This window comes from Streptomyces tatrensis (assembly GCF_049310065.1).
In the GTDB taxonomy this organism is placed as follows: Bacteria; Actinomycetota; Actinomycetes; order Streptomycetales; family Streptomycetaceae; genus Streptomyces.
Genome location: NZ_JBMDLB010000011.1, coordinates 1,470,965 through 1,483,590, shown reverse-complemented (window position 1 = coordinate 1,483,590; position 12,626 = coordinate 1,470,965). Strand labels below are relative to the sequence as shown.

12 protein-coding genes, 1 tRNA gene and 1 pseudogene are annotated in these 12,626 nt (G+C 69.0%); 6 read left to right on the top strand and 8 right to left on the bottom strand.

Annotation, left to right across the window (positions count from 1 at the left end):
• Positions 1-957, bottom strand: a complete 957-nt coding sequence (locus ACODT5_RS22360) for a nucleoside hydrolase (RefSeq protein ID WP_422521081.1) — start codon at positions 955-957, stop codon at positions 1-3.
• Positions 958-1,075: 118 nt separating this feature from the next.
• The gene (locus ACODT5_RS22355; protein WP_422521080.1) at positions 1,076-2,365 is read right to left on the bottom strand and encodes a phosphoribosyltransferase family protein; all 1,290 of its coding nucleotides are present in this window, start codon (positions 2,363-2,365) and stop codon (positions 1,076-1,078) included.
• Between ACODT5_RS22355 and ACODT5_RS22350 the strand changes: the two genes are divergently transcribed.
• Together ACODT5_RS22350 and qcrB are read left to right on the top strand one after the other, a co-directional pair.
• Positions 2,364-3,275, top strand: a complete 912-nt coding sequence (locus tag ACODT5_RS22350; protein ID WP_422521079.1) for an HAD-IIA family hydrolase — start codon at positions 2,364-2,366, stop codon at positions 3,273-3,275. The genes ACODT5_RS22355 and ACODT5_RS22350 overlap by 2 nt on opposite strands.
• 95 nt (positions 3,276-3,370) lie before the next feature.
• Positions 3,371-5,035, top strand: a complete 1,665-nt coding sequence (gene qcrB, locus ACODT5_RS22345) for a cytochrome bc1 complex cytochrome b subunit (RefSeq protein WP_422521078.1) — start codon at positions 3,371-3,373, stop codon at positions 5,033-5,035.
• Between the two features lie 14 nt (positions 5,036-5,049).
• Here qcrB and ctaF read toward each other — a convergent pair whose 3' ends face one another.
• The 3 genes from ctaF to ACODT5_RS22330 all read right to left on the bottom strand — a co-directional run bounded on the left by ctaF (position 5,050) and on the right by ACODT5_RS22330 (position 7,617).
• On the bottom strand, positions 5,050-5,439 hold the full coding sequence (gene ctaF, locus ACODT5_RS22340; protein ID WP_422521077.1) for an aa3-type cytochrome oxidase subunit IV: 390 nt from the start codon (positions 5,437-5,439) through the stop codon (positions 5,050-5,052).
• Positions 5,429-7,009 (bottom strand): aa3-type cytochrome oxidase subunit I, encoded by a 1,581-nt coding sequence (gene ctaD, locus ACODT5_RS22335; RefSeq protein ID WP_479685673.1) that lies wholly within the window; start codon positions 7,007-7,009, stop codon positions 5,429-5,431. Before ctaD ends, ctaF begins: the two co-directional genes overlap by 11 nt.
• 263 nt (positions 7,010-7,272) lie before the next feature.
• Positions 7,273-7,617 (bottom strand): hypothetical protein, encoded by a 345-nt coding sequence (locus ACODT5_RS22330; protein ID WP_422521075.1) that lies wholly within the window; start codon positions 7,615-7,617, stop codon positions 7,273-7,275.
• 175 nt (positions 7,618-7,792) lie between these two features.
• Here ACODT5_RS22330 and ACODT5_RS22325 point away from each other — a divergent pair, with 175 nt between their 5' ends.
• The 3 genes from ACODT5_RS22325 to ACODT5_RS22315 all read left to right on the top strand — a co-directional run bounded on the left by ACODT5_RS22325 (position 7,793) and on the right by ACODT5_RS22315 (position 9,229).
• Positions 7,793-8,311, top strand: a complete 519-nt coding sequence (locus ACODT5_RS22325) for a COG4315 family predicted lipoprotein (protein WP_422521074.1) — start codon at positions 7,793-7,795, stop codon at positions 8,309-8,311.
• Between the two features lie 6 nt (positions 8,312-8,317).
• On the top strand, positions 8,318-8,872 hold the full coding sequence (locus ACODT5_RS22320) for a DUF6529 family protein (RefSeq protein WP_422521073.1): 555 nt from the start codon (positions 8,318-8,320) through the stop codon (positions 8,870-8,872).
• Between the two features lie 283 nt (positions 8,873-9,155).
• Positions 9,156-9,229 (top strand) — tRNA-Met (locus ACODT5_RS22315).
• A 222-nt stretch (positions 9,230-9,451) separates the two neighbouring features.
• On the opposite strand, the gene ACODT5_RS22310 is transcribed toward ACODT5_RS22315, so the two are convergent.
• Together ACODT5_RS22310 and ACODT5_RS22305 are read right to left on the bottom strand one after the other, a co-directional pair.
• Entirely contained in the window at positions 9,452-10,582 is a 1,131-nt protein-coding gene (locus ACODT5_RS22310; protein WP_422521072.1) for a site-2 protease family protein, read from the bottom strand.
• A 586-nt stretch (positions 10,583-11,168) separates the two neighbouring features.
• Positions 11,169-11,729: a hypothetical protein gene (locus ACODT5_RS22305; RefSeq protein WP_422521071.1), complete on the bottom strand. Its 561-nt coding sequence runs from the start codon at positions 11,727-11,729 to the stop codon at positions 11,169-11,171.
• 362 nt (positions 11,730-12,091) lie between these two features.
• Here ACODT5_RS22305 and ACODT5_RS22300 point away from each other — a divergent pair, with 362 nt between their 5' ends.
• Positions 12,092-12,217, top strand: a complete 126-nt coding sequence (locus ACODT5_RS22300; RefSeq protein WP_422521070.1) for a hypothetical protein — start codon at positions 12,092-12,094, stop codon at positions 12,215-12,217.
• 258 nt (positions 12,218-12,475) lie between these two features.
• Here the strand turns inward: ACODT5_RS22300 and ACODT5_RS22295 are convergent.
• Positions 12,476-12,625 (bottom strand): annotated as a pseudogene (locus tag ACODT5_RS22295) (thioredoxin-disulfide reductase); the annotation flags it as partial.
• Between the last annotated feature and the right edge of the window lies 1 nt (position 12,626).

Here is a 12,626-nt window from a genome sequence, read left to right as displayed (position 1 = left end):
CTACCCCCGCTCACGCGGTGTACGGGCTCCGAGGACCGCGACGGCGCCGATCATCCGGTCCCAGAACCGGTCGGTCTCCAAACCCACCGCGACCCGGGCGTTGACCGGGCGGTCCACGTAACGCTCCAGGTCCACCACGGTGGCACCGCGCGTGTACCGGCCGTGCAAGTCCACGACGACGTTCGCGTCCACGCAGTGCACGAGCCCGGGGTCGATGACGCGGGCCACCGCGACGGGGTCGTGCAACGGCGGGTGCGGGAACCCCCACAGTGTGCGGTACGTGGACGCGAAGAAGGTCAGCAACTCGGCGCACAGGTGTCCGAGGGGCGTACCGAGCCCCTCGAAGCGGGCCACCACCTCGGGCGTGGCCAGCGCCTGGTGCGTGACGTTGAGACCGCACATGGTGACGGGCACGCCACTGCGGAAGACGATGTCCGCGGCCTCCGGATCCGTGAGGATGTTGAACTCGGCTGCCGGGGTCCGGTTGCCACGCTCCGTCGATCCGCCCATCAGGACGATCTCGCGGATACGGGCAGCGTCCTGCGGAAAGCGGGTCAGCAGGAGGGCGATATTGGTCAACGGCGCCGTCGGTACGAGGGTGACCGGCTCCGGATGCCCGGTCAGTATCCGGTGGATGAGGTCCACCGCGTGCTCCGGGACGATGTCCACGGTGGGCTCCGGGAACATCGGTCCGTCGAGGCCGGAGGCGCCGTGCACGTCGTCCGCGACGCTGAGTGCCTGGACGAGCGGCCGGGCGCAGCCCGCCGCGATGGGCACATCGGTGATCCCGGCCACTGTGCAGACGCGCCGCGCGTTCAGGGTGGTCTTGTCGAGCGTCTGATTGCCCGCGACGGTGGTGATGGCCAGCAGGTCGACCGCGGGGTCCCCGGCCGCCAGCATGATCGCGAGGGCGTCGTCGTGTCCGGGATCGCAGTCGATGATGATCGGGACGGGCACGTCGCTCCTGCCGGTGCGGGGCCGTGGACCCTTCAGTGTGCCGCCGTGCCGGTCCCGTGACCAGGAGGCGCCCGAGGAGCGGCTGGGAAACGCCGCGCCCCGGCTTCGGTCAGCAGCGCTACCCGGCCGCTGCCAGCAGGTGCTTCGTGAACCAGGCCAGGGCAAGGCCGGCCACCTCGTCCAGTGCTCCCGGTTCCTCGAAGAGGTGGGTGGCGCCGGGGATGATGTCGAGCCGGTTCTCGCAGCGCAGCTCCCGCTGGGCCCGCTGGTTGAGGTCGAGCACCCTCGTGTCGCGGCCGCCCACGATGAGGAGCGTGGGTGCCCGTACGTCGGCGAGCCGTGGCCCGGCGAGGTCGGGGCGGCCGCCGCGGGAGACCACGGCGCCGATGTCCGCGTCGGGAGACGCGGCGGCCCGCAAGGCCGCGGCGGCTCCGGTGCTCGCTCCGAAATAGCCGGTCGGGACGGCCTGGAGGTGCCGCAGCCAGCGGGTGGCGTCCGCCAGCCTCCGGCCGAGGGTTTCGGTGTCGAAGACGTTCGCGCGGTCGGCTTCCTCAGCCGGCGTGAGCAGGTCGAAGAGCAGGGTGCCCAGGCCGGCCCGGTTCAGGGCCGCCGCCACCGACCGGTTGCGCGGGCTGTGGCGGCTGCTGCCGGAGCCGTGGGCGAACACGACCACGGCCCCCGCACCCTTCGGCATGGTCAGCTCCCCGGTCAGTCTGACGTCGCCCGCCTCCACCACCACCTCGGCGGCCCGGGCGGGCCGGCGCGCCGCGAGCCCGTCCGGGGCCTGTGCCAGAAGGGCGACGACCTCGTCGTCGGGGGTCTGCGAGAAGTCCTGGTACCACTCGCCGACGGCGCGAAAGGCACGTGGTGTGGAGAGGCACACCACTTCGTCCGCTTCGGTGCGTAGCCAGGCGACGGCATCCGGCGGAGCCACAGGCACGGCCAGAACCACCCGCGCCGCACCCATCGTCCGTACGACCGCGCACGCGGCTGCGGCCGTGGCGCCGGTCGCGATCCCGTCGTCCACGACGATCACCGTCCGGCCGTCGAGCGGCACGCGCGGGCGGTCGTCGCGGAACCTTCGCGCTTGGCGTACGAGCTCCGCCTCCTCGGCGTGCTCGACCGCCGCGAGGTCCTCCTTCTCGGCCCGGCTCTGGCGGACGATGTCGTCTCTGATGACCCGAACGCCACCCTCGCCGATGGCGCCGAACCCCAGCTCCCGGTGGTACGGGACCCCGAGCTTGCGCACCACGATCACATCGAGCGGGGCGCCCAGCGCCCGCGCCACCTGGAAGGCCACCGGGACTCCGCCACGGGGCAGACCCAGGACGACGGGATCCGCCCCCTCCAGGTGCCGGAGGGCTTCGGCAAGACGCTGTCCCGCGTCCGCGCGATCAGTGAACATCATGGTGCTTCACCCCAATGAGGGGAGACGGAACCCTGTACACGCCTACTTCGAAGCAACCCCATTTGCGACTTCGGCGCAAGCCGTGGACGGTCGGCGTATGGAACGAATCCGAGCGGTCCTGATCGACATCGACGGTGTGCTCACGGTGTCGTGGAAGCCGCTGCCCGGCTCCGTAGAGGCCATGCGGCAGCTCCGAGCCGAAGGAATCCCGCTGGTGCTGGTCACCAACAACACCTCACGGACCCGCGCCTCGATCGCCGCGAAACTGGCCGCGGAGGGCTTCCCCGTAGGCGTCGACGACATCCTCACCGCACCCGCAGCCACCGCCGCATACCTGCGGGAACACTACCCGGGCGCCCGCTGTCTGCTGGTCAACACCGGCGACGTCCGTGACGATCTCGCGGGTCTGACGCTCGTCGACGAAGCGAAATCGGATGCGGACGGCGCCGCGCCGGACGTGGTCGTCTTCGGGGGAGCGGGCGAAGCTTTCGGCTATGGGGCCCTCAACCGAGTCTTCAGGCATCTGCAGCGTGGTGCGCGTCTCGTCGCCATGCACCGGAATCTGTACTGGCGTACCGCCACCGGCCTCGACCTCGATACGGGGGCCTTCCTCCTGGGACTGGAACGGGCCGCCCGGGTGGAGGCGGAGATCACCGGCAAACCCGCCGAAGCGTTCTTCGCCTCCGCCCTCAAGCACATGGGCGCCACCCCGTCCGAAGCTCTCATGGTGGGCGACGACATCGAATCCGACGTGCTGGCGGCCCAGCGCAGCGGAATCACCGGCGTGCTCGTCAGGACCGGCAAATACCTGCCCGAGACGCACCGGGCGGCCGACGGCACACCGGACCACGTCCTCGACTCCTTCGCTGACCTTCCCGCGCTGCTGGAACGGCTCGGGCGCCGTGTCTGAATTGATAGTGAATGGCAGTTATCGGTAGTTTTGTGCGCACGCTCCGGATGGCTTGCTCGACCCAGTAGCGACGTTCGGACAGGAGGTGCAGGCCGGTGCCGGGTTCGAGGCGGGAAGCGCGGCTGAGGAACAAGGCACAGCGGGCGGTGGTGCGGGGGGCCGACGGCTTGGACGCGCGGCTGCCGCTGTCGGAGCTGGCGCGGTCGGTCGTGCGGAAGATCTTTCCCGACCACTGGTCGTTTCTGCTGGGCGAGCTGGCGCTGTACAGCTTCATCGTGCTGTTGCTGACCGGGGTGTTCCTGACCTTCTTCTTCGATCCGTCGATGCGGGAGACGCCCTATCAGGGTTCCTACGAGCCGTTGCGCGGCGTGCTCATGTCGCAGGCCTACCTCTCCACCCTGAGGATCAGCTTCGACGTACGGGGCGGGCTGCTGATCCGTCAGATCCACCACTGGGCCGCGCTGGTCTTCCTCGCCGCCATCGGGGCGCACATGCTGCGGGTGTTCCTCACCGGCGCCTTCCGCCGCCCTCGCGAAGCCAACTGGCTGGTGGGAGTGACACTGTTCCTGCTGGCACTGCTGGAGGGCTTCGCGGGATACTCCCTGCCCGACGACCTGCTGTCGGGCACCGGCCTGCGGATCGCACAGGGGATCATGCTGTCGATCCCGGTCGCCGGCACCTATCTGAGCTTCTTCGCCTTCGGCGGCGAGTATCCCGGGGGCGACATCATGTCCCGCCTCTACCCCGTGCACATCCTGCTGGTCCCCGGCCTGCTGCTGGGCCTGATCACGGTGCACATCCTCCTCGTCTTCACCCTGAAGCACACGCAATGGCCGGGGCCCGGCCGGACCGGCCGCAACGTCGTCGGCCTGCCCTTCTTCCCCCAGTACGTGGCCAAGTCCGCCGGGCTGTTCTTCACCGTCTTCGGGCTGATGGCCGTCCTGGGAGCCGTCGCGCAGATCAACCCCATCTGGACCTACGGCCCCTACCGCGCCGACGTGGTCTCCATCGGCGCCCAGCCCGACTGGTACGTCGGGTTCCTGGAAGGGGCGCTGCGCCTGATGCCCGGTGTGGAAACACGCCTGTGGGGGCACACGATCATGTGGAACCCCCTGCTCACGGCGGTAGTCCTGCCCGGCATCCTCTTCGCGCTCCTCTACGCCTACCCCTTCTTCGAACGCTGGATCACCGGCGCGACGGGGGAGCGGCACCTGTGCGACCGTCCGCGTGACCGGCCTGTCCGTACGGCCCTGGGTGTGGCGGCCCTCTCCTGCTACGCCGTGCTGCTCCTCGCCGGGGCCCAGGACATCCTCGCCTTCGTCTTCGACGTGCCCGTGCACGCACTGACCTGGGTGCTGCGCATCGGGTTCTTCGCGGTACCGGTGACCGTCTTCTGGCTCACCCGGCGGCTGTGCCTGGCCCTCCAGTCGCGCGAGCGCCGACTGCTGGCCGAGGGGGAGGCGTCCGGCCTGGTGCACCAGAGCGCCGAGGGCGGCTTCCACCCTCAGCACCGGGCCCTCACGGCCGTCGAGCGGTACGCCGTGCTCGCCAGGGAGCGGCCGCGGCCGCTGCGCCCCGTCGACGACGATGCCGGCCCCGACCGCAGCGGCCTGCGCCGTCTGCTGGACAGAGTGCGGTCGGCGATCAGCGCCTGGTATTACGAGGACCAGGTCGCCTACCCCACGACCGCCGAACAGCGCCGGAAGATCGACGCGACCACTGCGGGACCGGATGCTCACAGGTCTGCCGAGGACGGCTGAACTGCTCCTCGCGACTACTCCTCGTGGCCGAGGTTCTGGAAGGCGAATCCCAGGATCCCCGGCAGCAGGACGCCGAACCCGATGAGGCACAGCCACAGGCCCTGGACCACCCCCAGGCCGATCAGCGCGCTGCCCGCGGCCGCCAGTACGGGAAAGTAGCTGCGGGCGGGGAAGAAGGCCTGTCGGCCGCCGGCCTCTTGTACCTCGGCCTCCTTACGGTCCTCCGGCCGCTCTCCGCCGCGCCGGTACTGGCGCCAGAGGTAGGCGGCGACGAGGCTCGCCATGACGAAGGAGACGCAGAGTGCGGCGCTGCCCGCCGGCTCCCGGGAGAACCAGCCGTAGACGATGGTGGTCGCCGCGAAGAACAGGGCCGTGCCGGTGAAGAGCCAGGCCTCACCTTTCACGGGGCACCTCCGGGTGGTGAAGGTCGAAGGCCGGGGATTCCGAGCGGATCCGGGGCAGGGCGTGGAAGTTGTGCCGTGGTGGCGGGCAGCTCGTCGCCCACTCCAGGGAGCGGCCCCATCCCCAGGGGTCGTCGACGGTGACCCGCTCGCCGTAGCGGTGGGTCTTCCAGACGTTGTAGAGGAAGGGCAGCGTCGAGAGGCCCAGCAGGAAGGACCCGAGGGTGGAGACCGTGTTGAGGAGCGTGAAGCCGTCGCTCGGGAGGTAGTTCGCGTAACGGCGCGGCATGCCGGCCTCACCCAGCCAGTGCTGGACCAGGAAGGTGGTCTGGAAGCCGATGAACAGCGTCCAGAAGTGGATTCTGCCGAGCCGCTCGTCCAGCATCCGCCCGGTCAGCTTGGGCCACCAGAAGTAGAAGCCGCCGAAGGTGGCGAAGACGATGGTGCCGAAGAGGACGTAATGGAGATGGGCGACGACGAAGTAGCTGTCCGTCAGGTGGAAGTCCAGCGGTGGTGACGCCACCAGAACACCCGTCAGGCCGCCCAGGAGGAAGGTGACGAGGAAGCCGATGGACCACAGCATCGGTGTCTCGAAGGAGAGCGATCCCTTCCACATCGTCCCGATCCAGTTGAAGAACTTCACGCCGGTCGGCACGGCGATCAGGAAGGACAGCAGGGAGAAGAAGGGCAGCAGAACGGCCCCCGTCGCGAACATGTGGTGAGCCCACACGGTCGCGGAGAGTCCGGTGATGGCGATCGTGGCACCGATCAGGGACACGTAGCCGAACATCGGCTTGCGGCTGAAGACGGGGAGGATCTCGCTCACCACCCCGAAGAACGGCAGGGCCACGATGTAGACCTCCGGATGCCCGAAGAACCAGAAGAGGTGCTGCCACAGCAGGGCGCCCCCATTGGCAGGGTCGAAAACATGCGAACCGAACTTCCTGTCCGCCTCCAGGACCAGTAGTGCCGCCGTGAGGACCGGAAAGGCCAGGAGCGCCAGAATAGAAGTGAACAGCACGTTCCAGGTGAAGATCGGCATGCGGAACAAGGTCATGCCGGGGGCGCGCAGGCAGATGATGGTGGTAATGAAGTTCACCGATCCAAGGATCGTGCTGAGCCCTGAGACGGCCAGCCCCATGGCCCACAGGTCGGGGCCTGTCCCCGGGGAGTACCGGGCGCCGTTCAGTGGTGCGTAGGCGAACCACCCGAAGGACGCCGCCCCGTCCGCGGTCAGGAAGCCGGAGATCACCAGGAGGCCCCCGAACAGGTACACCCAGTAGGTAAAGGCGTTGAGTCGGGGAAACGCGACATCCGGCGCGCCGATCTGCAACGGCATGATCGCGTTGGCGAATCCGGTGAATGTCGGGGTCGCGAACAGCAGCATCATGATCGTGGCGTGGATGGTGAATGCTTCGTTGTACTGCTGGTTCGAAATGATCTGCAGCCCGGGGCGGGCGAGTTCGGCGCGCATGAGCATGGCCAGCACGCCGGCGAAGAGGAAGAAGGCGAAGGCCGTCACCAGGTAGAGGTTGCCGATCACCTTGTGGTCGGTGGTCGACAGCCACCCCAGGACGGCGGAGCCCTGGCCGGCCCGCCGCGCGGTCCTCGGCCCGGTCCGGTCGTCGGGTAGTGCCTCTTCCGGTGAACGGTCCACCGACGTCATCCGTCCTCCAGAAAGCCTCGCCGCCGCGCCTGCACTCCTTCCCCTACAGGCTGTGGCGTCCTGCGAACCGGCGGCGCGCCGGGGACCCCGGTCGCGTACCCCCGGCTGCCGTGCTCAACGGCTCCGCAACCGGCTCCCTGTGTCAATCCCCTCGAACTGTGGAGTCCTTCCTATACAGCCAGTCCCGCGGTGAGGCCGGCCCGGTGCTCGTCCTCGTAGTCGATCGGGTTCTTGGACCCGCACACGCTGTGTAGTCGGCGGATGTTGTAGAAGTCGGTGATCCAAGTGGCGATCCTGATCCGGGCCTCGGTGAGGGTGCGGAGAGTGCGCCGGTGGACGTACTCGCGGCGGGCGTTCTCGCCCAGGCCGCCCGCGTCAGCCTCATGGCGGCCTCGCACCGGGCTCCCGCCGGCAGCTTCCTCACCGTCCGCGATGGGACGGCCGTAGTGGTGGCCGCCGTTGTCACCGCCCTTGCCGTCCTGGCCTCCGGGCGAGCCGCCTGCTAGGTCGTGCACATGGACGCGCGGTTGACGGTGCTGCGTGCCGAGGTCTGCTCCGACGGGGGCAACTAACGTGCTCGTTCGGCGGGTGCAGGGCACGTCGTGGTGGACGCGCCCGGTTGCCCGGGATCAACTGGCGCCGGGCGATCCGCGCATCCGGACGGGCCGCCCCGTACCCGATGGAGGCCTCGTGAAGCGAACCGGTGTGGCGATCAAGTGGATGACGGCCGCGGTGTTGCTCGCTGCTGTTGGCAGCGGCTGCTCCAGTTCCAGCAGCAAGTCGTCGTCAGCCGGCCCCTACTCGTCCACCAGTGTGCCTGCCTCCAGCACGCCGTCCTCAGGCACTACGGCCACCGTGTCGGTCGCCAACAGCAAATTCGGGGGCATCCTGGTCGGTGCTGACGGCCGTACGCTCTATCTCTTCGAGGCCGACGCGTCGGCCACATCCACGTGCAACGGTGCCTGCGCGGCAGCCTGGCCGCCGCTGACCGCCACCGGTGCCCCGCAGGCCGGGCAGGGCGCGACGGCCGGTCTGCTCAGTACCTCCAAGCGCGCCGACGACACCATGCAGGTGACCTACAAGGGCCATCCGCTGTATTACTACGCGGGCGACGCGAAGGCCGGAGACACCAGCGGCGAGGAGTTGAGCCAGTTCGGCGCCAAGTGGTACGTGCTGAACGCTGCCGGCGACAAGGTCGAAGGCGACTGACCCGCCGTGCGGCGCCCTGCCCGCAGCACCGTAGAGGTACTCGCGGCCGTCCTGCTGCCGGCGGCTGTGACCTTGGCCCTGTACTGGTACGGCCTCTCGCGCACCCCCGACTACCTCAGCAGCCTCTTCGGCCGCCGCGACGGCGACGCCAACGACCTCAAGGCCCTCCTGGGCACCGCCCTGCTCGGCATGGCGGTGCTCCAGCTCCTCCTCGCCCTGTGGCTCTACCGGCGTCTGCCGGGCGCGGGCCCCGCCCCGCGCCCGGTGCCCGTCCTACACCGGATCGGCGGTCTGCTCGCCTTCTTGCTCTCACTGCCCATCACCTACCACTGCGTCACCGCCTACGGAGTCCAGCTCACCGGCACCCGGGTGGCGGTGCACTCCGTGACCGGCTGCGTGCTCTACGGCGCCTTCGTTGCCAAGGTCGTGGTGGTACGCAGCCGGCGCCTCCCCGGATGGACCCTGCCGACGGTCGGCGGCCTGCTGGTCGCCGCGATCGCGCTGCTCTGGTACTCGGCCGCGCTATGGCAGTTGAACGGCCAGCACCTTCCCGGCCTCTGACACCGATCCAGGAGCAGTGATGGCCGATGGCGGGGGAGGGTGATGAAGATGCAATGGGCGATCGGGTGTGGGCCGTGCCCGTCCGCTACCGCCGTTCGCCGATAGCCATCGGCCGCGTTCCTCTCTCGCCGGTCACCAGCGCCTCTCGGCGACGGGTGAAAACTACGGTTCAGCCGCCGCCGACACCATTCAGCTCTACTGCCGCTGAAGCCGCCCGGTGCGGGGGAGTGGTCATCCCGGCGGTCCGAGGCTTCCACGGAGTGCCGTAGGGTGGTGCTACCGACGCGGGGTGGAGCAGCTCGGTAGCTCGCTGGGCTCATAACCCAGAGGTCGCAGGTTCAAATCCTGTCCCCGCTACTTTTGGAAGAGGCCCGGATCCCATGGATTCGGGCTTCTTCTGTGTCCGGCATCACCGCAACCAAAGACATCTACATCCAGTGATCGCGGAGCTGAAGCCGACAGCACGGGAGCCGAAGGATTTCTTCGCCGCTGCGTTCGACCACTGTTGTGGCGCCTCGAGCACGCGGATGCCCTCAAGGCTGCCCAGAACTCGCCGGCCGGGACCACGGCTACCGCGACTCAGCTGGACCCTTGGCCACCCAGAGCGTGTCGCTGCATCAGCCGGGATATGTCCTTGGCGGTGACGATCCCCACCAGATGGCCAGCGTCCACCACGAGGATGGGCATGCCGGTCCCTGGGCCGAGCCTGTCGAGAACCTCGCTCAGAAGCTCGTTCGGAGCGGCAGCTGCACACTGCGCGAGCGCCGTCGCCACCTCGCGTACGCGCAGCCCTTCCCGGTGTGCTCCCGGGATCGAGGCCAGCCGGCGCACATGCACGATTCCGCTGGGACGGCCTTCGAAGTCGAGCAGCGGCAGGGCGGAATGCCGGGATTTCACTGCCACCTCGTCGATGAAACGCTGGACGGTCAGCCAGTCGGGACCAGTGGTCACCGGGCTGGACATGGCATCGGCCACGCGCACACCCTGTACGGCCGTGTGGAGAACGGCGTTCTGCCGTTCCGCGCCGGCGACGACCGTGATGAAGAGGCCGACGAGGACGAGCCACAGCCCGCCCGGCACTCCGCGCAGGAAGGAGATCCATCCGACGGCCGCCAGCAGTACTCCCATGACCTGACCGCTGCGGGATGCCGCCCGGTCCGCACGCTGCCGGTCTCCGGTGCGCCACCACAGCAGCGCCTGCAGCACCCTTCCGCCGTCGAGCGGTGCGGCGGGCAGCAGGTTGAACGCGCCAAGGAACAGGTTCGCCCAGCCGAGCCACACCAGGACGGCCGCGGGCACCGCCCAGCCGAGTAGCGCATGCAGCCCTATTCCGGCTCCGAGCGCTACGCCTCCGATGGCCAGGCTGGCGAGCGGCCCGCTGACCGCCACCGCGAAGGCCGCCGCGGCGGTTTGCGGGCGCCCCATTCTGGTCATCCCGCCCAGCGCCCACAGCGTCACGTCCTGTACCGAGATCTTCCTCCTGCGGGCCGTCGCGGCGTGTGCCGTCTCGTGGAGCAGCAGGCTGCCCATGAGAAGTGCCGCTCCTACGACACTGGCGAAGGCGTACACGGCATCCGAGCGTCCCGGAGCCATCGCGGGGAGGGCCTGGCGGCCGAGACCGTAGGCGAGCAGCACCGCCAGCAGCGGAACGCTCCAGTGCATCCGCAGCGGTACCCCGACAACACGTCCGACACGGACGGAGCCGTTCATCGTCGTCTCCTGCCGGCTCGGCAACCGGTCCATCCGAGCAGGCCCTGCCACCTGCACTCCGTGAACCGACCGGCACGGCACTCACCCACAATTGTCACTCTCGGAATCTCCGACAGTCGGCCGGTGCGGCCTGGGGTGTGAACGCACCGGCCGGACGCTCTCATCACTCAAACGACTGCAGGATGCACAGGTGGTAACCGGCGCGCCCGCCCTGCTTCCTGCGCCCGGCGCTCGGACGGCCCGGTAGACCGGGGCCCTGGGCAACTCCTCGCCGTACTCCCCTTCCTGCTCTCGCCGCTGCGGACCGCACGTGAACGACGCCGATGCGCTGACCGGCGCGCAGATGCAGACCATCACCCGGGAACTTCGGCACTTCGAGCCCGTCTTCCTGATCCACGATGGCGATCGGAGCGCATCCGGCGGGCGCGTGTCTTCGACCTCGCTGAGGAACTGGACTTCGCCGGCCACCCCTCATCGGGGCCGCCACGGTCCTGCACGCCCTCCACGGCACCGCGGACCACGCCGGATCCGGGGGCTCACCCGCGGCGAGGCCATGGCTTGGGGATGGCCTTCGGACGGCCGGTTGTCACACGGGGCAGGGGCGGTATTCGAGGCTGAGCTCACGGTCGACGGCGTAGCTGGTCCGCATCGACGCGTCGGTGACCTTCTCCCAGGAGCCGTACTTGGCGTAGAGCTGGTCCGCGGTGGGTCCGAGAGGGTTGCCGTACTTGGCCGTGTTCCGTTCCTCCAGGATGCGGACCTCCTCCGGGGTCATGCCGGCGCGGGTGATCTCCTTGGCCTGGTTGCGCATGTCGACCAGTTCCCTCGCGATCTCTTCCTCGGAGGCTCCCGACTCGCGCATGTTCGCCTCGGTCCGGTGCATGTCCTCCAGGAGGCCGTGGTAGCGGATCCGGGTCCGCTGCGCCTCCACCTTTTCGTCCATCGGCAGGATGCGGATGCGGCACACGACCGGGTCGGTGCTGGGGCAGGGATCGTCGGCGGGAACCGACGGTGCGAGCGGAGCGGTGATGACCGAACCGCACGACTCCAGCGCGGCAGATGAAGCGGCGGCGGTCGTGGTCAGCAGTGCGACGGAAGCCACGAAGGGGACGAGGGCACGGCTCAGCAGGGAAGATGTAAGGCGCATGCGCGCATCCTTGGCGACGACGGCCCATGCCTCCACGTAAACACACCGATGATCACTCGTACGGGGCGCTCTGGTCCGCTCCGCCGTCTCCTGTCGGGGCCCGCGCATCCGTCCGCGCTTGGGCCGCGCGGATCTGCGGGCCGCCGCGATGCGCGGCGGAAGTGCGAGGGGTCGGTCGATGCCGCCTCGCCTCACCGAGACCCTGATGGCAGGACAGAGCCAGCTCGCTGGGGACCAGTTGGGGACCACACGGCATGCGCGATGGCACACGTTGGAGTCTCCTGCTCACAACTTGCGCGAAGCAGAGTGGGCCACACCCTCACAGACCGTGGCCGGCTGCAGGATGTACGGGAAGGACCTGCATGAAGAACACCAGGCCGACGCTGCGTTCCGGCAACCGGGAGCATGCAGTGGTGGTGGGCGCCGGAATCGCCGGACTGCTGGCAGCCACAGTCCTCGCCGACCACTTCGATCAGGTGACCCTCTGACCCCCGCCTCCACCACACCACGGCAGGAGCGCGACGGCGTCACCACACAACAATCAGTGTCTTTCCGGCTCAGCCATCCCCGAAAGGATCCACACCACATGAGATTGTCAATATCGGCTTTACGGTCCGGGGTGGTGGGATGCCCCGTGGAAGAGACGGGGCTGGACGTCGGTGGAAACGTTGAACGCTGGCCCCGCCCGGGGGTGGGGGTCCGTCAGTCAGGCGTTGACCTGCGCCAATGTCGACGTCCGCGCTGTTGTCGCCCAGAGCGGCGAGGTAGCGCTCGTCGTCGAGAGCCGCTGCGCAGCCGGAGCCGGCTGCGGTGATGGCTTGGTGGTAGGTGTGGTCGACGACGTCGCCGGCTGAGAAGACGCCCGGGATGTTCGTGCGGGTCGAGGGCGAGGCGACC